At 60.1% G+C, this 19,873-nt stretch carries 21 protein-coding genes; 13 read left to right on the forward strand and 8 right to left on the reverse strand.

From position 1 onward, the window contains the following. Positions 1 to 8: 8 nt before the first annotated feature. The 5 genes from lptB to KGA82_RS13440 are packed head-to-tail and all read right to left on the reverse strand — an operon-like array spanning position 9 to position 3,347. Entirely contained in the window at positions 9 to 734 is a 726-nt protein-coding gene (gene lptB, locus KGA82_RS13420; protein ID WP_008026918.1) for an LPS export ABC transporter ATP-binding protein, read from the reverse strand. Beyond that, the gene (gene lptA, locus KGA82_RS13425; protein ID WP_008026920.1) at positions 734 to 1,282 is read right to left on the reverse strand and encodes a lipopolysaccharide transport periplasmic protein LptA; all 549 of its coding nucleotides are present in this window, start codon (positions 1,280 to 1,282) and stop codon (positions 734 to 736) included. Before lptA ends, lptB begins: the two co-directional genes overlap by 1 nt. Next, on the reverse strand, positions 1,269 to 1,841 hold the full coding sequence (gene lptC, locus KGA82_RS13430; RefSeq protein WP_223450697.1) for an LPS export ABC transporter periplasmic protein LptC: 573 nt from the start codon (positions 1,839 to 1,841) through the stop codon (positions 1,269 to 1,271). Before lptC ends, lptA begins: the two co-directional genes overlap by 14 nt. A gap of 7 nt (positions 1,842 to 1,848) precedes the next feature. Next, on the reverse strand, positions 1,849 to 2,373 hold the full coding sequence (locus KGA82_RS13435; protein WP_008037377.1) for a KdsC family phosphatase: 525 nt from the start codon (positions 2,371 to 2,373) through the stop codon (positions 1,849 to 1,851). After that, positions 2,373 to 3,347 carry a KpsF/GutQ family sugar-phosphate isomerase gene (locus tag KGA82_RS13440; RefSeq protein WP_008026924.1) on the reverse strand — a complete coding sequence of 325 codons (975 nt, stop codon included), beginning with the start codon at positions 3,345 to 3,347 and terminating at the stop codon, positions 2,373 to 2,375. The genes KGA82_RS13435 and KGA82_RS13440 overlap by 1 nt, the downstream gene beginning before the upstream one ends. 276 nt (positions 3,348 to 3,623) lie before the next feature. On the opposite strand from KGA82_RS13440, the gene KGA82_RS13445 reads away from it, so the two are divergent. From KGA82_RS13445 to hisC, 10 genes are all read left to right on the forward strand, one after another. After that, on the forward strand, positions 3,624 to 4,433 hold the full coding sequence (locus tag KGA82_RS13445) for an ATP-binding cassette domain-containing protein (RefSeq protein ID WP_008026926.1): 810 nt from the start codon (positions 3,624 to 3,626) through the stop codon (positions 4,431 to 4,433). Beyond that, positions 4,433 to 5,230 carry a lipid asymmetry maintenance ABC transporter permease subunit MlaE gene (gene mlaE, locus KGA82_RS13450; protein ID WP_008026928.1) on the forward strand — a complete coding sequence of 266 codons (798 nt, stop codon included), beginning with the start codon at positions 4,433 to 4,435 and terminating at the stop codon, positions 5,228 to 5,230. Before KGA82_RS13445 ends, mlaE begins: the two co-directional genes overlap by 1 nt. Then, complete coding sequence (mlaD, locus tag KGA82_RS13455) at positions 5,230 to 5,697, forward strand: outer membrane lipid asymmetry maintenance protein MlaD (RefSeq protein WP_008026930.1); 468 nt, start codon at positions 5,230 to 5,232, stop codon at positions 5,695 to 5,697. The genes mlaE and mlaD overlap by 1 nt, the downstream gene beginning before the upstream one ends. Positions 5,698 to 5,708: 11 nt before the next feature. After that, positions 5,709 to 6,365: a phospholipid-binding protein MlaC gene (locus KGA82_RS13460; RefSeq protein WP_008026933.1), complete on the forward strand. Its 657-nt coding sequence runs from the start codon at positions 5,709 to 5,711 to the stop codon at positions 6,363 to 6,365. Further along, a complete protein-coding gene (locus KGA82_RS13465) occupies positions 6,362 to 6,667 on the forward strand; it encodes a lipid asymmetry maintenance protein MlaB (protein ID WP_008037374.1) in 306 nt (101 codons plus the stop codon). The genes KGA82_RS13460 and KGA82_RS13465 overlap by 4 nt, the downstream gene beginning before the upstream one ends. 113 nt (positions 6,668 to 6,780) lie before the next feature. After that, positions 6,781 to 7,020, forward strand: coding sequence for a BolA family protein (locus KGA82_RS13470; protein ID WP_007901566.1), 240 nt, complete (start codon positions 6,781 to 6,783; stop codon positions 7,018 to 7,020). Between the two features lie 22 nt (positions 7,021 to 7,042). Then, positions 7,043 to 8,308, forward strand: a complete 1,266-nt coding sequence (gene murA / locus KGA82_RS13475) for a UDP-N-acetylglucosamine 1-carboxyvinyltransferase (RefSeq protein WP_223450704.1) — start codon at positions 7,043 to 7,045, stop codon at positions 8,306 to 8,308. A 127-nt stretch (positions 8,309 to 8,435) separates the two neighbouring features. Then, positions 8,436 to 9,071, forward strand: a complete 636-nt coding sequence (gene hisG / locus KGA82_RS13480; RefSeq protein ID WP_008026940.1) for an ATP phosphoribosyltransferase — start codon at positions 8,436 to 8,438, stop codon at positions 9,069 to 9,071. A gap of 125 nt (positions 9,072 to 9,196) precedes the next feature. Then, positions 9,197 to 10,522: a histidinol dehydrogenase gene (hisD, locus tag KGA82_RS13485; protein ID WP_008026941.1), complete on the forward strand. Its 1,326-nt coding sequence runs from the start codon at positions 9,197 to 9,199 to the stop codon at positions 10,520 to 10,522. A 1-nt stretch (position 10,523) separates the two neighbouring features. Continuing rightward, the gene (gene hisC / locus KGA82_RS13490) at positions 10,524 to 11,576 is read left to right on the forward strand and encodes a histidinol-phosphate transaminase (RefSeq protein ID WP_008037367.1); all 1,053 of its coding nucleotides are present in this window, start codon (positions 10,524 to 10,526) and stop codon (positions 11,574 to 11,576) included. A 119-nt stretch (positions 11,577 to 11,695) separates the two neighbouring features. On the opposite strand, the gene KGA82_RS13495 is transcribed toward hisC, so the two are convergent. The 3 genes from KGA82_RS13495 to algW form a co-directional block, all read right to left on the reverse strand. Beyond that, positions 11,696 to 12,415, reverse strand: a complete 720-nt coding sequence (locus KGA82_RS13495; protein ID WP_192417371.1) for a DUF4198 domain-containing protein — start codon at positions 12,413 to 12,415, stop codon at positions 11,696 to 11,698. Between the two features lie 12 nt (positions 12,416 to 12,427). Then, positions 12,428 to 14,533, reverse strand: coding sequence for a TonB-dependent siderophore receptor (locus KGA82_RS13500; protein ID WP_223450706.1), 2,106 nt, complete (start codon positions 14,531 to 14,533; stop codon positions 12,428 to 12,430). A gap of 87 nt (positions 14,534 to 14,620) precedes the next feature. Beyond that, positions 14,621 to 15,781 (reverse strand): Do family serine endopeptidase AlgW, encoded by a 1,161-nt coding sequence (gene algW / locus KGA82_RS13505; RefSeq protein ID WP_008026944.1) that lies wholly within the window; start codon positions 15,779 to 15,781, stop codon positions 14,621 to 14,623. A gap of 102 nt (positions 15,782 to 15,883) precedes the next feature. On the opposite strand from algW, the gene KGA82_RS13510 reads away from it, so the two are divergent. The 3 genes from KGA82_RS13510 (at position 15,884) to cysN (ending at position 19,717) form a co-directional block, all read left to right on the forward strand. Further along, the gene (locus tag KGA82_RS13510) at positions 15,884 to 16,642 is read left to right on the forward strand and encodes a Nif3-like dinuclear metal center hexameric protein (protein ID WP_008037366.1); all 759 of its coding nucleotides are present in this window, start codon (positions 15,884 to 15,886) and stop codon (positions 16,640 to 16,642) included. A gap of 249 nt (positions 16,643 to 16,891) precedes the next feature. Continuing rightward, positions 16,892 to 17,809 carry a sulfate adenylyltransferase subunit CysD gene (gene cysD / locus KGA82_RS13515; protein ID WP_008026947.1) on the forward strand — a complete coding sequence of 306 codons (918 nt, stop codon included), beginning with the start codon at positions 16,892 to 16,894 and terminating at the stop codon, positions 17,807 to 17,809. Positions 17,810 to 17,818: 9 nt separating this feature from the next. Next, entirely contained in the window at positions 17,819 to 19,717 is a 1,899-nt protein-coding gene (gene cysN, locus KGA82_RS13520) for a sulfate adenylyltransferase subunit CysN (RefSeq protein ID WP_192417369.1), read from the forward strand. Positions 19,718 to 19,873: the final 156 nt, after the last annotated feature.

Genomic DNA, 19,873 nt, shown 5'->3' on the forward strand with positions numbered 1-19,873 from the left:
CTTAGTGCTTACAGGCGGAACTCATGGCCCAGATAGACTTCTTTCACGAGGTCGTTGGCCAGGATGGTGGCCGAATCACCTTCGGCGATCAGTTGGCCATCGTTGACGATGTAGGCGGTTTCGCAGATATCCAGCGTCTCACGGACGTTGTGGTCGGTGATCAGCACGCCAATGCCCTTGGCCTTGAGGTGGTAGATGATCTGTTTGATGTCGCCCACCGAAATCGGGTCCACGCCGGCGAACGGTTCGTCGAGGAGGATGAATTTCGGGTTGGTGGCCAGTGCCCGGGCGATTTCCACGCGGCGGCGCTCGCCACCGGACAGGCTCATGCCGAGGCTGTCGCGGATGTGGCTGATGTGGAATTCCTGCAGCAGGCTTTCCAGTTCCTTGCGGCGATCGGCCTTGTCGAGTTCCTTGCGGGTCTCGAGGATCGCCATGATGTTGTCGGCGACCGAGAGTTTGCGGAAGATCGACGCTTCTTGCGGAAGATAGCCGATACCTGCCTTTGCACGACCGTGCATCGGCTGGTGGCTGACGTCCAGATCATCGATCAGTACGCGACCCTGATCCGCCTGAACCAGGCCGACAATCATGTAGAAACAGGTGGTTTTACCGGCGCCGTTAGGGCCAAGCAGGCCGACGATCTGACCGCTGTCGATAGACAGGCTGACGTCGCGCACGACCTGACGGCTCTTGTAGCTCTTGGCCAAATGCTGAGCTTTCAGAGTTGCCATTACGGGGCCTTTTGCTCGTCGGTTTTCTTTTTCGGCTGGATAACCATGTCGATACGCGGACGCGACTCGGTCACGTTGGTGCCCGTGGCACGGCCTGCGCTGGCAAGCTTTTTGTTGGTGTCGTAGACGATTTTCTCGCCTTGGGTGACGTTACCGTCCTTATCGACAACTTTGGCGCGATCGATCAGCACGACGCGATCTTGCGAGGCGTGGTACTGGATGGTGACACCCCAGCCCTGAACCGGCTTGGTGTCGCCCGCCGTTTGCAGTTGTTCGAAATAGGCAAGGTTGCCCACCGAAGTCACCACGTCGATGTCGCCCGCAGGGGTGCGGGTCATGGTCACAGTATTGCCTTTAACGATCATCGAACCTTGGGTGATGATCACGTCACCTTTATAGGTGGCAATACCGTTCTTGTCGTCCAGTTGGGCGTCGTCGGCCTGGATGCGGATCGGCTGCTGTTGATCGTTCGGCAGAGCCCAGGCGCTCACGCTTCCCAGTGCTGCGCTCAGGCCGAGCAAAATAGGGAGAGTTTTAACGAGCCTCATACTGTCCTCTTACGTTCGATAGCAGGTGTATCCTGCTTTCTTTCAAATACGCTTTCATTCCCTTGCCAGTCGATACACCGCCAGCGCCGTCGATTCTAACGGGTTGCTCGGTCTGCGCATATTGCTGTTGCGGGAACACGGTCATACGGGTGGTGGTAATCAGGGTCTTACGGTTTTTCTCGTCGAAACGCGTGATGCGCACCGAGTCGATCAGTTCGACCTGGGTGCCGTCCGGGTTGACCTCGCCGTGTTCGCTCTGGACGTGCCAAGGGAACTGGGTGCCGCGGAACAGGTTCAGGTCCGGGTTGGTCAGCAGCGTCACTTCGGTCGCCTTCAGGTGTTCAACCTTGTCGGACGTCATTTCGTATTGCAGTTTGCCATCCGGCAGGAACTGGACGCTGTGCGCGTTGATCGCGTAGTAGTCGATTTCGCTTTCGTCGACCGTTGCCACAGGCTTGTCGAGGAAGCGCTCCGGGCTGATGTTCCAGTAGCCGACCGCAGCAAATATCGCTGCGATGCAACTGAACATCAGGATGTTGCGAAATTTCTTGCTCAGCATAGTTGGCTCACAGGTACGCGGCGTTGGCCGCATCGAGGCGGCCCTGGGCGCGCAGGATCAATTCGCAGAATTCGCGAGCGGCACCCTCGCCACCACGGGCCTGGGTGATGCCGTGGGCGTGTTCACGCACGAAGCTGGCGGCATTGGCCACCGCCATGCCCAGGCCAACGCGGCGGATCACCGGCAGGTCTGGCAGGTCGTCGCCGAGGTAGGCGACTTGTTCATAGCTTAGATTGAGCTGTGCGAGAAGCTCGTCAAGCACCACCAGTTTATCTTCACGGCCCTGATAAAGGTGGGGAATACCGAGGTTCTTCGCCCGTCGCTCGACCACCGGGGTCTTGCGGCCGCTGATGATAGCCGTCTGCACGCCCGCTGCCATCAACATCTTGATGCCCTGGCCGTCGAGCGTATTGAATGTCTTGAATTCGCTGCCGTCTTCAAGGAAGTACAGGCGTCCGTCAGTCAGGACGCCGTCAACGTCGAATACCGCCAGTTTGATCTGTTTGCCGCGTTGCAGCAGGTCCGTGCTCATTACATTACTCCCGCGCGCAGCAAATCGTGCATGTTCAAGGCGCCGACCGGGCGGTCTTCGCTATCGACCACGACCAGCGCGTTGATTTTATGGTCTTCCATGATTTTCAGGGCCTCGGCCGCGAGCATCTCGGCGCGGGCGGTCTTGCCGTGAGCGGTCATGACCTGGTCGATCGTCGCGCTGTGGATGTCGATGCTGCGATCCAGGGTGCGACGCAAATCGCCGTCGGTGAAGATCCCGGCGAGTTTGCCGTCGGCTTCCAGGATCACGGTCATGCCCAGACCCTTGCGGGTCATTTCCATCAGCGCGTCCTTGAGCAGGGTGCCGCGCTGGACTTGCGGCAGCTCCTGCCCGGCGTGCATGACGTTTTCCACTTTCAACAGCAGGCGTCGACCCAGCGCGCCGCCAGGGTGGGAAAAGGCGAAGTCTTCAGCGGTAAAGCCGCGGGCCTCCAGCAGCGCAACGGCCAAGGCGTCGCCCATGACCAGCGCCGCGGTGGTCGACGATGTCGGCGCCAGGTTCAGCGGGCAGGCTTCATGCTCGACGTGCACGTTGAGGTTGACCTCGGCGGCCTTGGCCAACGGTGAGTCGGGGTTGCCGGTCACGCTGATCAGTTTGATGCCCAGGCGCTTGATCAGCGGCAGCAGGGTCACGATTTCGTTGGTGGAACCGGAGTTCGACAGGGCCAGGATGATGTCGTCGCGGGTGATCATGCCCATGTCGCCGTGACTGGCTTCGGCCGGGTGCACGAAGAATGCGGTGGTGCCGGTGCTGGCCAGGGTGGCCGCGATCTTGTTGCCGATGTGCCCTGATTTGCCCATGCCGACCACGACTACGCGGCCTTTGCTGGCCAGAATCATCTCGCAAGCGCGTACGAAATCTGCGTCGATGTGGGGCAGCAAGCCTTCTACGGCTTCCAGTTCGAGGCGGATGGTGCGTTGTGCTGATTGAATCAGGTCGCTGGATTGGCTCATGTCAGAAATCGTATAGCCTGATGAAAAGGCGGCGATTATAGCGGTAATGATCGAAACCCTCACGCAAGTTCGTCGCGCTTTGTCATTCCCTGTTACCGAAACCCTCCGAGTGAATGCTTTTTGCCTGTCATGTTGCTGAACATGGCCCGGCTTGGCGCTTGGGCGCTTGGCCTTTGCAGTGATATAGTTCGCCGCCAGTTCGGCCTGCCCGGGAGGTATGTGCTTTCGTCAGAAAGTCAGGCGTCCGAGTGAGAGGCTGCATCGCAAGGAGTTTAGATGAGTGCCGATAACGCCTACGCGGTCGAGCTGAAGGGACTGACCTTCAAGCGCGGTTCGCGCAGCATTTTCAATAACGTCGATATCCGTATTCCACGCGGCAAGGTCACCGGCATCATGGGGCCTTCCGGGTGTGGCAAGACCACATTGCTGCGTTTGATGGGCGCACAGCTGCGTCCCACCAAGGGCGAAGTCTGGGTCAACGGTCAAAACCTGCCGAAGCTGTCGCGCAGCGATTTGTTCGACGCGCGCAAGCACATGGGTGTGCTGTTCCAGAGCGGCGCACTGTTTACCGATCTCGATGTGTTCGAGAACGTCGCCTTTCCGCTTCGCGTTCATACCGAGCTTCCGGAAGAAATGATCCGGGACATCGTCCTGCTCAAGTTACAGGCCGTGGGCCTGCGTGGTGCCATCGACCTGATGCCCGAGGAGCTGTCCGGCGGCATGAAGCGTCGTGTGGCGCTGGCCCGGGCAATTGCTCTCGATCCGCAGATTCTCATGTATGACGAACCTTTCGTCGGTCAGGACCCGATCGCCATGGGCGTCCTGGTGCGCCTGATCCGCCTGCTCAACGACGCGCTGGGCATCACCAGCATCGTGGTCTCCCACGATCTGGCCGAGACAGCGAGCATCGCCGACTACATCTATGTGGTCGGCGAAGGCCAGGTGTTGGGGCAGGGCACGCCCGAGGAGCTGATGAACTCGCAGGAGCCGCGAATTCGCCAATTCATGACCGGCGAACCCGACGGCCCGGTGGCATACCACTTTCCAGCGACGGATTACCGCGCAGATCTTCTGGGGAAGCGTTGATGCGCAAGATTTCACTATTGGAGCGCGTGCGCCGGTTCGGCCACTCCGGCATCGATGTGCTGGCGGTGTTCGGTCGTTCGACGATCTTCCTGTTTCATGCCTTGCTCGGCCGTGGCGGTATCGGCGGCGGGTTCGGGCTGCTGATCAAGCAATTGCATTCGGTGGGCGTGATGTCCCTGGTGATCATCGTGGTCTCCGGGGTGTTCATCGGCATGGTGCTGGCGCTGCAGGGGTTCAATATCCTGTCCAGCTATGGTTCGGAGCAGGCGGTCGGGCAGATGGTTGCGCTGACGTTGCTGCGTGAACTGGGCCCCGTGGTCACGGCGTTGTTGTTCGCCGGGCGCGCCGGTTCGGCCCTGACGGCTGAAATCGGCAACATGAAGTCCACCGAGCAGTTGTCCAGTCTGGAAATGATTGGTGTCGACCCGCTCAAGTACATCATTGCCCCGCGCCTGTGGGCCGGCTTCATTTCCCTGCCGGTGCTGGCGATGATTTTCAGCGTGGTGGGTATCTGGGGCGGTTCGTGGGTGGCCGTCGACTGGCTGGGTGTCTATGAAGGTTCCTACTGGTCGAACATGCAAAACAGCGTGACCTTTGCCGACGATGTGCTGAACGGCATCATCAAAAGCATTGTCTTCGCTTTTGTCGTGACCTGGATCGCCGTATTCCAAGGCTATGACTGCGAGCCCACATCCGAGGGGATCAGTCGTGCCACTACCAAGACCGTTGTGTACGCCTCGTTGGCGGTACTCGGCCTGGACTTTATTCTGACCGCCTTGATGTTTGGAGATTTCTGATGCAAAACCGCACCCTGGAAATCGGTGTCGGCCTTTTCTTGCTGGCTGGCATCCTGGCTTTGCTGTTGCTGGCGTTGCGGGTGAGTGGCCTGTCCCCGAGCGCAACCAACGATACTTATAAACTTTATGCGTATTTCGACAATATCGCCGGTTTGACGGTCAGAGCTAAAGTGACCATGGCCGGTGTGACCATCGGCAAGGTCACGGCGATCGATCTGGACCGCGACAGTTTCACCGGTCGAGTGACGATGCAGCTGGAAAAGCGCGTAGATAACCTGCCGAATGACTCCACTGCATCTATCCTGACTGCTGGCCTGTTGGGCGAGAAGTACATCGGTATCAGCGTGGGCGGCGAAGAAGCCCTGCTCAAGGATGGTGGAACCATCCATGACACCCAGTCGTCGCTGGTGCTCGAGGACCTGATCGGTAAATTCCTGCTCAATACCGTTAGCAAAGACGCCAAATGAGGAGCTTTTGAATGATCTCTACCTTGCGACGTGGCCTGTTGGTATTACTCGCGGCCCTGCCGTTGATGGCTAACGCCGTGGCGGCGCCTTCCGCGCACGAACTGGTACAAGACACCACGACCCGGTTGCTGGCGGATCTGTCGGCCAACAAAGAGAAGTACAAACAGGATCCGCAGGACTTTTACACGGCGCTGAACACCATCGTCGGGCCTGTGGTGGATGCCGAGGGCATCTCCAAGAGCATCATGACGGTCAAATATTCGCGCAAGGCCACGCCGGCGCAAATGAAGACCTTTGAAGAAAACTTCAAGAAAGGCCTGTTCCAGTTCTATGGCAACGCCTTGCTCGAGTACAACAACCAGGGCATCGTCGTCGACCCTGCCAAGGATGAGTCGGGAGACCGCACCAGCGTTGGCATGACGGTCAAAGGCAGCAACGGCGCGATCTATCCTGTGTCTTACACGCTCGAGAAGATCAACGGCGAGTGGAAGCTGCGTAACGTGATCATCAACGGCATCAATATCGGCAAGCTGTTCCGCGACCAATTCGCCGATGCGATGCAGCGCAATGGCAACGACCTGGACAAGACCATCAATGGTTGGGCCGGTGAAGTCGCCAAGGCCAAGGAAGCCAGCCAGAAGCAATCCACCGAGCAGCAAGCCCAATGAGTGTATCGGCCATTCGCATGAACGAATCCGGTGAGCTGATGCTCAGCGGCATGCTGGACTACCTCACTGGCCCGGGCCTGCGCAAGCAGGGCCAGGCGCTGATCAAGGCCAGCAAGGCCCCCGCACTGGTGGTGGACTGTTCGGCGGTGTTGAAATCCAGCAGCGTCGGCTTGTCGTTGCTGCTGTGTTTCATGCGGGATGCGCACGAGGCCGGTAAGTCGCTGAGCATCCGCGCGATGCCCGAAGACATGCGCGAAATCGCTCAGGTCAGCGAAATGACCGAGCTGTTGGCGCATCCCTAACCGCATCGACAGAGAAGCCCCCCGTCAGAGTCCTGCTTCGCGGGGTTCGCAGGCGCGGGGCTTTTTTGTATGATGTCCGACCCGCGCGCACAGGGCGCCGATTGAGGTTGAGCATGCAGGCCGTAGAAGTGAAGAGCTTCCTTGAAGGAAAGCTGCCAAACACCAAGGTGGAAGTTGAAGGCGAAGGCTGCAATTTCCAGCTGAATGTGATTAGCGATGAACTGGCGGCGTTGAGCCCGGTGAAGCGTCAGCAGCAGGTCTATGCCCATTTGAACCCATGGATCACCGATGGCAGCATCCATGCGGTCACTATGAAATTTTTCAGCAGCGCGGCCTGGGCCGAGCGCACCTGAGCCCAAGGGCGTCGAGATTCTTATGGATAAATTGATTATTACCGGTGGCGCTCGTCTTGATGGCGAGATCCGCATTTCCGGGGCAAAGAACTCTGCCCTGCCGATCCTGGCTGCAACTTTGCTGTGCGATGGCCCGGTTACCGTTGCCAACCTGCCGCACCTGCACGACATCACCACCATGATCGAGCTGTTCGGTCGCATGGGCATCGAGCCGGTGATCGACGAGAAACTCAGCGTCGAAATCGACCCGCGCACCATCAAGACCCTGATCGCTCCGTACGAACTGGTTAAAACCATGCGTGCGTCGATCCTGGTGCTGGGCCCGATGGTTGCCCGTTTCGGTGAAGCCGAAGTCGCACTGCCTGGCGGTTGCGCCATCGGTTCGCGTCCGGTGGACCTGCACATCCGTGGTCTTGAAGCCATGGGCGCGGTCATCGACGTCGAAGGCGGCTACATCAAGGCCAAGGCGCCTGAAGGCGGCCTGCGTGGCGCGCACTTCTTCTTCGACACCGTCAGTGTGACCGGTACCGAAAACATCATGATGGCCGCAGCCCTGGCCAAGGGCCGCAGCGTGCTGGCCAACGCCGCGCGCGAGCCTGAAGTGGTCGACCTGGCGAACTTCCTGATCGCCATGGGCGCCAAGATCTCTGGCGCCGGCACCGACACCATCACCATCGATGGCGTCGAGCGTCTGCACACCACCACTTACAAAGTGATGCCGGACCGTATCGAAACCGGTACCTACCTGGTTGCCGCCGCCGTGACCGGCGGTCGTGTGAAGGTCAAGGACACCGATCCGACCATCCTCGAAGCCGTCCTGGAAAAACTCCGTGAGTCGGGTGCCGAAATCACCTGCGGCGAAGACTGGATCGAGCTGAACATGCACGGCAAGCGGCCAAAAGCCGTCAACGTGCGCACCGCTCCATACCCGGCGTTCCCGACCGACATGCAGGCGCAGTTCATCTCGCTCAACGCCATTGCCGAAGGCACCGGTGCCGTGATCGAGACGATCTTCGAAAACCGCTTCATGCACGTTTACGAACTGCACCGCATGGGCGCCAAGATCCAGGTCGAAGGCAACACCGCCATTGTCACCGGTACCGAGAAGCTGAAAGGCGCGCCAGTCATGGCCACCGACCTGCGTGCTTCGGCCAGCCTGGTGATCTCGGCGCTGATCGCTGAAGGCGACACCCTGATCGACCGCATCTACCACATCGACCGTGGTTACGAGTGCATCGAAGAGAAACTGCAGATGCTCGGCGCCAAGATCCGCCGCGTACCGGGCTAGTTTTTTGCTGCATGGGCATAAGGATGTGCCCGTTGAATTCGTTTCAAGTCGAGGGTACTTCACCCACGATGTGTGTCCGGCGCCGTTTGTGACCGGGCACGTACCTTGATAAGGACTGACGTTTCCCATGTTGACCATCGCACTGTCCAAGGGCCGCATCCTTGACGACACCCTGCCGCTTCTGGCTGAAGCGGGCATCGTGCCGACCGAGAATCCGGACAAGAGCCGCAAGCTGATCATCCCCACGACCCAGGAAGATGTACGCCTGCTGATCGTGCGCGCCACCGATGTGCCGACCTATGTCGAGCATGGTGCCGCTGACCTGGGCGTCGCCGGTAAAGATGTGTTGATGGAATACGGCGGCCAGGGCTTGTACGAGCCACTGGACCTGCGCATTGCCCTCTGCAAGCTGATGACCGCTGGCCGTGTCGGCGACGTCGAGCCCAAGGGCCGTTTGCGGGTGGCGACCAAGTTCGTCAACGTTGCCAAGCGTTACTACGCCGAACAAGGTCGTCAGGTCGACATCATCAAGCTGTACGGCTCGATGGAACTGGCGCCGCTGATCGGTCTGGCGGACAAGATCATCGACGTGGTCGACACCGGCAACACCCTGCGCGCCAATGGCCTGGAACCCCAGGATTTCATTGCCGACATCAGCTCCCGGCTGATCGTCAACAAAGCTTCGATGAAAATGCAGCACGCCCGTATCCAGGCGTTGATCGACACCCTGCGCAAGGCAGTGGAGTCTCGACACCGCGGCTGATTCACCTGCGCGACCTTGAGTCGCGCCCGTCTATCCGCCTCATAGCCAGAATCTCAGGTGCCCAAGCGGAAACGACTGCTAAGTTAGGGCGCCTGAGTTTTTGCCATTCCTATGAGGCTCTCGCTATGACCGCACCGACTGCAATTCGCCGACTCAACGCTGCTGACCCGGATTTCGCACATCATCTGGATCATCTGCTGAGCTGGGAAAGTGTGTCTGACGACTCGGTCAATCAGCGGGTGCTGGACATCATCAAGGCCGTGCGCGAGCGTGGCGATGCGGCGCTGGTGGAATTCACCCAGAAGTTCGACGGCCTGGAAGTCGCCTCGATGGCCGACCTGATCCTGCCGCGCGAGCGCCTGGAACTGGCGCTGACCCGCATCACCGTGCCGCAGCGTGAAGCGCTGGAAAAAGCCGCGGCCCGTGTGCGCAGCTACCACGAAAAGCAGAAACAGGATTCCTGGAGCTACACCGAGGCCGATGGCACCGTGCTGGGCCAGAAGGTCACGCCGCTGGATCGCGCCGGTCTTTATGTCCCGGGTGGTAAAGCGTCGTACCCATCGTCCGTGCTGATGAATGCGATCCCGGCCAAAGTGGCGGGCGTGACCGAAGTGGTCATGGTGGTGCCGACACCGCGCGGTGAAATCAACGAACTGGTATTGGCCGCAGCGTGCATCGCGGGTGTCGATCGTGTGTTCACCATCGGTGGCGCCCAAGCCGTTGCCGCGTTGGCTTATGGAACCGAAAGCGTGCCGAAGGTCGACAAAGTGGTCGGCCCGGGCAACATCTATGTCGCCACCGCCAAGCGTCACGTGTTCGGCCAGGTCGGCATCGACATGATCGCCGGCCCGTCGGAAATTCTCGTGGTCTGCGACGGCCAGACCGATCCGGACTGGATCGCCATGGACCTGTTCTCCCAGGCTGAGCACGACGAAGACGCACAGGCAATTCTGGTCAGCCCGGACGCCGGGTTCCTCGACAAGGTCGCCGCCAGCATCGCCAAACTGCTGCCGACCATGGAGCGCGCCGAGATCATCGAAACCTCGATCAATGGTCGTGGGGCGCTGATCCAGGTTCGTGATATGGAGCAAGCCATCGAAGTGGCCAACCGCATTGCGCCGGAGCACCTGGAGTTGTCGGTCGCCGATCCACAAGCGTGGTTGCCGCAGATCCGTCACGCCGGCGCAATCTTCATGGGCCGTCACACCTCCGAAGCCTTGGGCGACTACTGCGCCGGCCCGAACCACGTGCTGCCGACCTCCGGCACTGCTCGTTTCTCGTCGCCGTTGGGCGTGTACGACTTCCAGAAACGCTCGTCGATCATCTTCTGCTCCGAGCAGGGTGCGTCGGAACTGGGCAAGACCGCTTCCGTGCTGGCCCGTGGCGAGTCGCTGACCGCCCACGCCCGCAGCGCCGAATACCGCATCATCGACGACAAGCAGGGGAACTGAGATGAGTAAATTCTGGAGCCCGTTCGTCAAGAACCTGGTGCCTTACGTGCCGGGCGAGCAGCCGAAACTGGCGAAACTGGTGAAGCTCAACACCAACGAAAACCCGTACGGCCCATCGCCAAAAGCCCTGGCGGCGATGCAGACCGAGCTCAATGACAACCTGCGTTTGTACCCGGACCCGAACAGCGACCTGTTGAAGAACGCTGTCGCCAAGTACTACGGCGTGCAAAGCAATCAGGTGTTCCTCGGCAACGGTTCCGATGAAGTCCTGGCGCACATCTTTCACGGTTTGCTGCAACACGATCAGCCGGTGCTGTTCCCGGACATCAGCTACAGCTTCTACCCGGTCTACTGCGGGTTGTACGGCATCACGTTCGACGCGGTGCCGCTGGACGAGCAGTTCCAGATCAACCCGGCGGATTACGCCAAGCCGAACGGCGGGATCATCTTCCCGAACCCGAACGCCCCGACCGGTTGCCTGTTGGCGCTGGACGCGGTTGAGCAAATCCTCAAGGCCAGCCCGGATTCGGTGGTCGTTGTGGATGAGGCTTACATCGACTTCGGTGGCGAGACGGCGATCAGTCTGGTGGACCGTTATCCGAATTTGCTGGTGACTCAGACGTTGTCCAAGTCCCGTTCCCTGGCCGGCCTGCGGGTCGGTCTGGCGGTGGGGCATCCGGACCTGATCGAGGCGCTGGAGCGGATCAAGAACAGCTTCAACTCTTATCCGCTGGACCGCCTGGCGAACGTCGGTGCAGCCGCCGCGTTCGAAGACCGTGAGTACTTCGACAAGACCTGCGGGTTGGTGATCGAGAATCGCGAGAAGGTCGTTGCGCAACTGCAAGCCAAGGGCTTTGAAGTGCTGCCGTCAGCGGCGAACTTCATCTTCGCCCGGCATCCGCAGCACGATGCGGCGGGGCTGGCAGCGAAGTTGCGCGAGCAAGGCGTGATCGTCCGGCACTTCAAGCAGGAACGCATTGCGCAGTTCCTGCGGATTTCGATTGGCACGCCTGAACAGAATCAGGCACTGATCGACGGCCTCGGCGACCTGTAAATCGCTATCGCTGGCAAGCCAACTCCTACAGTGAACTGTGTCGTACACAACTCCTGTGATCGACACAAACCCTGTAGGAGCTGGCTTGTCGGCGAAAGGCTCACCGGAGAACCAATGCCTTACTCGTGATGCGGCTCGCCCAGAAACGTCAGCGAACTGAACAATCCCCGACTGCTCACGTCAGCGTTGTCCTTAACCGGCAGTTCCATCTGCGCAGCAATCACATTCAGCCCTTCATTACGCACCAACACCTGCGCCCGTCCCTGCGCATCGGTCTCGGTGCTCAACGTATTCGGCGCGTTGCGGTAATCGCCTGTCAGCTTCACCCCCGCCACCGGCTTGCCATCCAGTAGCACCCGCACCGGCAACGACTTGCCCGGCCCGACCGTCAGCGGATCGACCTCCGGCAAAATCAGCAATTTCATCTGATCAAGCGACGGCAATTTCGCCCCCGGTTGGTAGATCGCCAGGCTGTACTTGAACGTTTGGATCGACTCGATTGCGCCCGGTACTTTGCTGCGCCCTTCGTTGACCCACTTCTTGTCGGCAGTTTGCGACCACAGGCCATTGTTCAGCGCTACGACCATGACGGCCGGTGGTTTCAGCGGTTGCAGGCGGGCGTGGTCGGCGAGCCGTTGCACGGTTACCGGGATCATTTTGCCGTTGACGTCATACGCCCAGGCGCCGCTGATCTTTTGCGGTTTAAAGGCATTGTCCTCGGCGCCGTGGCCGTAAACCACTTCGATGTTGCCACGGCGTTGTTCGGTCCATAGACCATGGGCCGAGGCTTCAGTGGCGAAGAGCAGACCGAGCACGGCCAAGGGGTTGAGAAGGTGCATGGTGACGTCCTTTTACAGATTGAGTGTCAGGCTGACGGTGAAATTGCGCGGCTCGCCGGGGTTGACCCAGTAGTTGCTGTAAGAGCGCTCGAAGTATTTCTCGTCGAAAAGGTTGTTCAGGTTCAGGCCCACAGTGACGTTTTCGCTGGCCTTGTAATGGGCCAGCAGGTCGACGGTTTGGTAAGCCGGCAGTTCGAAGTCAGCGCCGGCTTCACCCGAGCGATCGCCGACATAGGTGAATGCTGCGCCGAGGTCTGAACCGCGCAGACGGCCCTCCTGAAATTCATAAACTCCCAGCAGACTGCCGCTGCGCCTGGCTACGCCGAGGATGCGGCTGCCGGTAGGAATGACCTTGTCGCCCTTGGTGACTTCGGCGTCGATGTAGGCAAACGCGCCTATCACCCGCACGGCGTCGCTCACTTGCCCGGCGACTTGCAGATCAAAGCCCTGGCTGCGCGCCTTGCCCATGGCGCGACTGGTATCGGTGCCGGGGTCTAGGGCCAGCACGTTTTCCTTGTCGATTCGAAAAGCGGCGAGGGTGCTGCTCAGGCGGTTGTCGAATAGTTCGGTCTTGATCCCGACTTCATAACCGACCCCTTCTTCCGGGTCGAAGGATTTGCCGGTGGCGTCCAGGCCGTTGTTCGGTTTGAACGAGGTGGAGGCGTTGGCGAACACGCCGACTTCAGGCGTCAGTTGATAGAGCAGACCGGCCCGTTGAGTCAGCGCATCGTGCTTCTGGCGACTGGTCGCACTGCGCGTGTGATCGTCGATGCTTTGCTGGAAATGTTCTATGCGCGCACCGAGCATGCCGCGTAGTTTGTCGGTAAAGACAATCTGGTCCTGCACGTTCAGCGCCTGGCTTTCGACATGCTCGAAAAAGTCTGTGCCTGAGCGGGCACCGTTGGGTTTCGGTTGGCCGTAGACCGGCTGATAGATGTCGATGGCGTAGCCACCGCCGGCAATCGTGGTCACCCGTTCGTTCTTGCGGTAGTTCTCGTATTCGCTGCCGATCAGCAGTTCGTGCTGCCAGCCACCGAGGTCGAACAGACCCCGCAATTCGAGCTGGGTAATGCTGTCGTGCCAATCGTTGTCGCGCTCGCGGTAGCGGCGATTGACCGTGTGGCCGTTGGCATTCAGCGGCCGCGTCTCGGAGGCGAATCCCCAGAGTTTGCCTTCTTTGTAATGGCTGGCCAGGCGCAGCTTCCAACCGTCGTTGAGCTGATGTTCGAGGGCGGCTTGCAGGCTGTTGTTGTGGTTGTCGATGTCGCCGTCGTTGGGTTCGCCGAGGAAGGTCGAGCGCGAGACGCCGCTCCACGTATTGTTCGGGGCGACGATGCCACGGTCGAACGTCGAGCTGTGACGGACGAATTCGTTTTCCACCAGCAAATGGGTGTCCGGGTTCAGCTGCCAGCTGAAGGAGGGCGCGACGAACACGCGCTGACTCTCAACGTGATCGCGAAAACTGTGGTTGTCCTCGACGGCCAGGTTGACGCGGGACAACACATGGCCGTCGTCGTCCAGCGGCGTGTTGACGTCCAGCGCGGTGCGATAGCGGTCCCGACTGCCAGCGCTGGTCTGCAACGTGGTGAAGGCTTCAGACTGCGGCTTTTTGGTGACGATGTTTACCGTACCGCCCGGATCACCACGGCCATAGAGACTGGCTGCCGGACCTTTGAGCACTTCAATGCGCTCAATGTTCGCCACGTCCGGTGTGCTCGGGTAACCCCGGTTGGCGCTGAAGCCGTCCTTGTAGAACTCGGAGGTGGTGAAGCCACGCACGCTGTATTCGTAGAGCGTCAGGCCACCGAAATTATTCTGCTTCGACACGCCGCCGGCAAAATCCAATGCGCGCTCGACGCTATTGCTGCCGAGGTCCTTGAGCACGCTGGCGGGAATCACGCTGATGGATTGCGGAATGTCGCGAAGAGCAGTGTCGGTTTTGGTCGCGCTGGAGGAGCGGGTGGCGCGGTAGCCTTTGACCGGGCCAGTGGGGGATTCGTAGTCGGAGGTGACGCTGATGGCGTCCAGTTCGAGCGGGCTTGAGTCTTCGGCGAAGACCGGATCTGCGAGCAGGCCAAAGGCGAGACCCGCCACAGAAACCATTGTTCGAGACGACATGTTATGTTGTTCCAATAGTAATATTGAAACAATATAACATGTCTAATGAGAATGTCTGCTGTTAGCCCGAGTGCCTCGGGCCAGCGCTTACTGCTCTTCTTTTTCCTTCACTGGCGCCGGTGGCGGGCGCAAGCCGATTTCAGCGGTGAGCTTCAGTTCCTTGCCGTTGCGCATCACCTGAACCGTGACTTTGTCGGTCGGTTTGATCCGCGCGACCTGGTTCATCGAGCGACGACCATCACCGGCCGGTTCGCCGTCGATGGTGAGAATCACGTCGCCCAATTGCAGGCCGGCCTTCTGCGCCGGACCGTCACGGAAAATCCCCGCGACCACAATGCCCGGACGTCCCGACAGACCATACGACTCCGCCAGTTCCTGGCTCAACGGCTGCACTTCGATACCGAGCCAGCCGCGAATCACCTGGCCGTGTTCGATGATCGACTTCATCACTTCCATCGCCAGTTTGACCGGGATCGCGAAACCGATGCCTTGCGAACCGCCGGACTTGGAGAAGATCGCCGTGTTGATCCCGGTCAGGTTGCCATTGGCATCCACCAGCGCACCGCCGGAGTTGCCGGGGTTGATCGCGGCGTCGGTCTGGATGAAATCTTCGTAGTTGTTCAGGCCCAGCTGGTTACGGCCGGTGGCGCTGATGATGCCCATGGTCACGGTCTGGCCGACGCCGAACGGGTTGCCGATGGCCAGTGCGACGTCGCCGATGCGGATGTTGTCGGAGCGGCCGACGGTGATCGACGGCAGGTTTTTCAGATCGATCTTCAGGACCGCGAGGTCGGTTTCCGGGTCGCTGCCGATGACGCGGGCCAGGGTTTCACGCCCGTCCTTCAGCGCGACGACAATCTGGTCGGCGCCGCTGGTCACGTGGTTGTTGGTCAGCAGGTAGCCTTCCGGGCTCATGATCACGCCGGAGCCGAGGCTCGATTCCATGCGTTTCTGCTTGGGCGCGTTGTCGCCGAAGAAGCGACGGAACTGCGGGTCTTCGAACAGCGGATGGTTCGGCTTGTTGATGACTTTGGTGGTGTACAGGTTCACCACCGACGGCGCAGCGGTGGTGACGGCGTCGGCATAGGACACCGGCCCCTGTTGCATGGTGGTGGTTTGCGGGGCTTGCTGCAGGTTGACGTCGAGGCTTGGAAGCCCGACCCACTGCGGGTAACGCTGGATGATCAATAGAGCGATAAGCACGCCGGCCAACAGCGGCCAGCCGGAAAAACGCAGCGCCTTGAGCATTAAGCACGTCCTGAGAGGTTGCAGGCGGTTAGAGACCGCCCATAATGTCGCGCATTATACGAGGCCGCGCGCGCCTCTGAACGGGATATTTAGGAGTCTTTTATGGCCGTCGCCCTGAGCACCCTGGTCGAAGAAGCCGACCGTTATCTGAACAGTGCAAAGATTGCCGATTATTGCCCCAACGGGTTACAGGTCGAAGGCCGGCCGCAGGTGATGCGCATCGTCAGTGGCGTCACGGCCAGTCAGGCGTTGCTGGATGCAGCCGTCGAAGCGCAGGCCGATCTGGTGTTGGTGCATCACGGTTACTTCTGGAAGGGCGAGAACCCGTGCATCACCGGCATGAAGCAGCGTCGGTTGAAAACCCTGCTCAAGCACGACATCAGCCTGCTGTCCTATCACTTGCCGCTGGACCTGCACCCGGAAGTCGGAAACAACGTGCAGCTCGCCCGTCAGTTGGACATCACCGTCGAAGGGCCACTGGATCCGGATAACCTGAAGATTGTCGGTCTGGTCGGCTCGTTGAACGAACCGGTGACGCCGCGTGATTTCGCTCGCCGCGTGCAGGAAGTCATGGGGCGCGAGCCGCTGCTGATTGAAGGCAGCGAGATGATTCGTCGGGTCGGCTGGTGCACTGGTGGCGGTCAGGGGTATATCGATCAGGCGGTCTTGGCGGGCGTCGATCTGTACCTCAGCGGCGAGGCGTCCGAGCAAACCTTCCACAGCGCCCGGGAAAACGACATCAGTTTCATCGCCGCCGGTCACCACGCCACCGAGCGTTATGGTGTGCAGGCGCTGGGGGATTACCTGGCGCGACGGTTTGCGCTGGAGCACATCTTCATCGATTGCCCGAATCCGATTTGATTTCAACACGTCTTCGTAGGAGCGAGGCTTGCCCGCGAAGAACGATGACGTGGTGCGTCAGGTCTACCGCGTTATCGTTCTTCGCGGGCAAGCCTCGCTCCTACAGGGCGCGGTAGGCCCAAACGAGGGGGTATATTCATATACCCTTTCGATCTAGCTCGCGTCCTGATTAGAAGAGGTCGCTGTGCTAGGATTCCCCGCTCGAACACGGCCCGCTGGCCGTCCATAAGATCGTTTTCGTGAGTAGCCATGGTCGACAAACTGACGCATCTGAAACAGCTGGAGGCCGAAAGCATCCACATCATCCGCGAGGTCGCCGCCGAGTTCGATAACCCGGTGATGCTGTACTCCGTCGGTAAAGATTCCGCCGTGATGCTGCACCTTGCGCGCAAGGCATTCTTCCCGGGCAAATTACCGTTCCCGGTGATGCACGTCGACACCCGGTGGAAGTTCAAGGAAATGTACGAATTCCGCGACCGTATGGTCGAAGAACTCGGCCTGGACCTGCTGGTGCACGTGAACCCCGATGGCGTGGCCCAGGGCATCAACCCGCTGACCCACGGTAGCGCCAAGCATACCGACATCATGAAAACCGAGGGCCTGAAACAGGCGCTCGACAAGTACGGTTTCGACGCCGCTTTCGGTGGCGCTCGCCGCGACGAAGAGAAGTCCCGCGCCAAAGAACGCGTGTATTCCTTTCGCGACACCAAGCACCGCTGGGACCCGAAAAACCAGCGTCCAGAGCTGTGGAACGTCTACAACGGCAACGTCAACAAGGGCGAATCGATCCGCGTTTTCCCATTGTCGAACTGGACCGAACTGGACATCTGGCAGTACATCTACCTCGAAGGCATCCCGATTGTGCCGCTGTATTTCGCCGCCGAGCGCGACGTCATCGAGATGAATGGCACCTGGATCATGATCGACGACGAACGCCTGCTCAATCACCTGAGCGACGAAGACAAGGCGCGCATCGTCAAGAAGAAAGTCCGTTTCCGTACACTGGGTGACTACCCGCTGACCGGTGCGGTCGAGTCCGAGGCCACCAGCCTGACCGACATCATTCAGGAAATGCTCCTGACGCGAACTTCCGAACGCCAGGGCCGGGTCATCGATCACGATGGCGCAGGCTCGATGGAAGAAAAGAAACGTCAGGGTTATTTCTAAGGGGTTGTCATGTCGCACGCATCTGATTTGATCAGCGAGGACATCCTCGCCTACCTGGGCCAGCACGAACGCAAGGAAATGCTGCGCTTTCTGACCTGTGGCAACGTCGACGACGGCAAGAGCACCCTGATCGGGCGCCTGCTGCACGACTCCAAGATGATCTACGAAGATCACCTGGAAGCCATCACCCGCGACTCGAAAAAAGTCGGCACCACCGGCGAAGACATCGACCTGGCGTTGCTGGTCGACGGCCTGCAGGCCGAGCGTGAGCAGGGCATCACCATCGACGTCGCTTACCGCTACTTCTCCACCGCCAAGCGCAAATTCATCATCGCCGACACCCCTGGCCATGAGCAGTACACCCGCAACATGGCCACCGGTGCGTCCACCTGTGACCTGGCGATCATCCTGGTCGACGCCCGCTACGGCGTGCAGACCCAGACCCGTCGCCACAGCTTCATCGCCTCGTTGCTGGGCATCAAGCACATCGTGGTCGCCATCAACAAGATGGACCTCAATGGCTTCGACGAAAGCGTGTTCGAGTCGATCAAGGCCGATTACCTGAAGTTCGCCGAAGGCATCGCGTTCAAGCCGACCACCATGGCCTTCGTGCCGATGTCGGCGCTGAAGGGCGACAACGTGGTGAACAAGTCCGAGCGCTCGCCGTGGTACACCGGCCAGTCGCTGATGGAAATTCTCGAAACCGTCGAAATCGCCAGCGACCGCAACTACACCGACCTGCGTTTCCCGGTGCAGTACGTCAACCGTCCGAACCTGAACTTCCGTGGTTTCGCCGGCACCCTGGCCAGCGGCGTCGTGCACAAGGGCGATGAAGTCGTTGTGCTGCCGTCGGGCAAGAGCAGCCGCGTGAAATCCATCGTCACCTTCGAAGGTGAGCTGGAGCATGCCGGTCCGGGTCAGGCTGTGACGCTGACCATGGAAGACGAGATCGACATCTCCCGCGGCGACTTGCTGGTGCACGCCGACAACCTGCCGCAAGTGACTGACGCCTTCGACGCCATGCTGGTGTGGATGGCCGAAGAACCGATGCTGCCGGGCAAGAAGTACGACATCAAGCGCGCCACGACGTACGTGCCGGGTTCGATCACCAGCATCGTCAACCGCGTTGACGTGAACACCCTGGAAGAAGGTCCTGCCAGCGCGTTGCAGTTGAACGAGATCGGTCGCGTCAAGATCAGCCTTGACGCCGCCATCGCGCTGGACGGTTACGCGAGCAACCGCACCACCGGTTCGTTCATCGTCATCGACCGTTTGACCAACGGCACCGTCGCCGCCGGCATGATCATCGCTCAGCCGTTGGCGCATGGCAGCAGCACGCACCACGGCAAACTGGCGCACGTTGCCACCGAAGAACGCGCTCAGCGTTTCGGCCAACAGCCGGCCACCGTGTTGTTCAGCGGTTTGTCGGGCGCGGGCAAAAGCACTCTGGCGTATGCGGTTGAACGCAAGCTGTTCGACCTGGGCCGTGCGGTGTTTGTGCTCGATGGCCAGAACCTGCGTCACGACCTGAACAAAGGTCTGCCACAGGATCGCGCCGGGCGTACCGAGAACTGGCGTCGTGCCGCGCACGTTGCGCGTCAGTTCAACGAAGCCGGTCTGCTGACCCTCGCAGCCTTCGTTGCGCCGAGTGCAGAAGGGCGTGAGCAGGCCAAGGACCTGATCGGCAAGGAGCGTCTGCTGACGGTCTACGTCCAGGCCTCGCCGACGGTTTGTGCCGAGCGTGACCCGCAAGGCTTGTACGCAGCGGCCGGGGATAACATTCCGGGCGATTCCTTCCCGTACGACGTGCCGCTGGACGCCGACCTCGTGGTCGACACCCAGTCGCTGTCGCTGGAAGAAAGCGTCAAGCAAGTGCTGGATCTGCTGCGCAAGCATGGCGCGATCTAAGCGTTAGCTGCTCATGAAAAACCCGCCGATGAGTGATCATCGGCGGGTTTTTTTGTGCCCCTGAAATCGCCTTCGCGGGCAAGCCTCGCTCCTACGGGATGGGTGTGACCGCGACATCGGGAACGACGTAAATCCGTAGGAGCGAGGCTTGCCCGC

The sequence above is a fragment of the Pseudomonas sp. BF-RE-22 genome (assembly GCF_019956155.1).
Classification (GTDB): domain Bacteria; phylum Pseudomonadota; class Gammaproteobacteria; order Pseudomonadales; family Pseudomonadaceae; genus Aquipseudomonas; species Aquipseudomonas migulae.

Excerpts from the sequence above, each read along its gene's own strand:
- KGA82_RS13500 (WP_223450706.1), bottom strand. The coding sequence starts at position 14,533 with ATGTCGTCTCGAACAATGGTTTCTGTGGCGGGTCTCGCCTTTGGCCTG.
- hisG (WP_008026940.1), top strand. The coding sequence starts at position 8,436 with ATGTTGACCATCGCACTGTCCAAGGGCCGCATCCTTGACGACACCCTG.
- murA (WP_223450704.1), top strand. The coding sequence starts at position 7,043 with ATGGATAAATTGATTATTACCGGTGGCGCTCGTCTTGATGGCGAGATC.
- hisD (WP_008026941.1), top strand. The coding sequence starts at position 9,197 with ATGACCGCACCGACTGCAATTCGCCGACTCAACGCTGCTGACCCGGAT.
- KGA82_RS13465 (WP_008037374.1), top strand. The coding sequence starts at position 6,362 with ATGAGTGTATCGGCCATTCGCATGAACGAATCCGGTGAGCTGATGCTC.
- algW (WP_008026944.1), bottom strand. The coding sequence starts at position 15,781 with ATGCTCAAGGCGCTGCGTTTTTCCGGCTGGCCGCTGTTGGCCGGCGTG.
- lptB (WP_008026918.1), bottom strand. The coding sequence starts at position 734 with ATGGCAACTCTGAAAGCTCAGCATTTGGCCAAGAGCTACAAGAGCCGT.
- hisC (WP_008037367.1), top strand. The coding sequence starts at position 10,524 with ATGAGTAAATTCTGGAGCCCGTTCGTCAAGAACCTGGTGCCTTACGTG.
- cysN (WP_192417369.1), top strand. The coding sequence starts at position 17,819 with ATGTCGCACGCATCTGATTTGATCAGCGAGGACATCCTCGCCTACCTG.
- KGA82_RS13470 (WP_007901566.1), top strand. The coding sequence starts at position 6,781 with ATGCAGGCCGTAGAAGTGAAGAGCTTCCTTGAAGGAAAGCTGCCAAAC.
- lptA (WP_008026920.1), bottom strand. The coding sequence starts at position 1,282 with ATGAGGCTCGTTAAAACTCTCCCTATTTTGCTCGGCCTGAGCGCAGCA.
- mlaE (WP_008026928.1), top strand. The coding sequence starts at position 4,433 with ATGCGCAAGATTTCACTATTGGAGCGCGTGCGCCGGTTCGGCCACTCC.
- KGA82_RS13495 (WP_192417371.1), bottom strand. The coding sequence starts at position 12,415 with ATGCACCTTCTCAACCCCTTGGCCGTGCTCGGTCTGCTCTTCGCCACT.
- KGA82_RS13440 (WP_008026924.1), bottom strand. The coding sequence starts at position 3,347 with ATGAGCCAATCCAGCGACCTGATTCAATCAGCACAACGCACCATCCGC.
- lptC (WP_223450697.1), bottom strand. The coding sequence starts at position 1,841 with ATGCTGAGCAAGAAATTTCGCAACATCCTGATGTTCAGTTGCATCGCA.
- KGA82_RS13460 (WP_008026933.1), top strand. The coding sequence starts at position 5,709 with ATGATCTCTACCTTGCGACGTGGCCTGTTGGTATTACTCGCGGCCCTG.
- KGA82_RS13510 (WP_008037366.1), top strand. The coding sequence starts at position 15,884 with ATGGCCGTCGCCCTGAGCACCCTGGTCGAAGAAGCCGACCGTTATCTG.
- mlaD (WP_008026930.1), top strand. The coding sequence starts at position 5,230 with ATGCAAAACCGCACCCTGGAAATCGGTGTCGGCCTTTTCTTGCTGGCT.
- KGA82_RS13435 (WP_008037377.1), bottom strand. The coding sequence starts at position 2,373 with ATGAGCACGGACCTGCTGCAACGCGGCAAACAGATCAAACTGGCGGTA.
- cysD (WP_008026947.1), top strand. The coding sequence starts at position 16,892 with ATGGTCGACAAACTGACGCATCTGAAACAGCTGGAGGCCGAAAGCATC.
- KGA82_RS13445 (WP_008026926.1), top strand. The coding sequence starts at position 3,624 with ATGAGTGCCGATAACGCCTACGCGGTCGAGCTGAAGGGACTGACCTTC.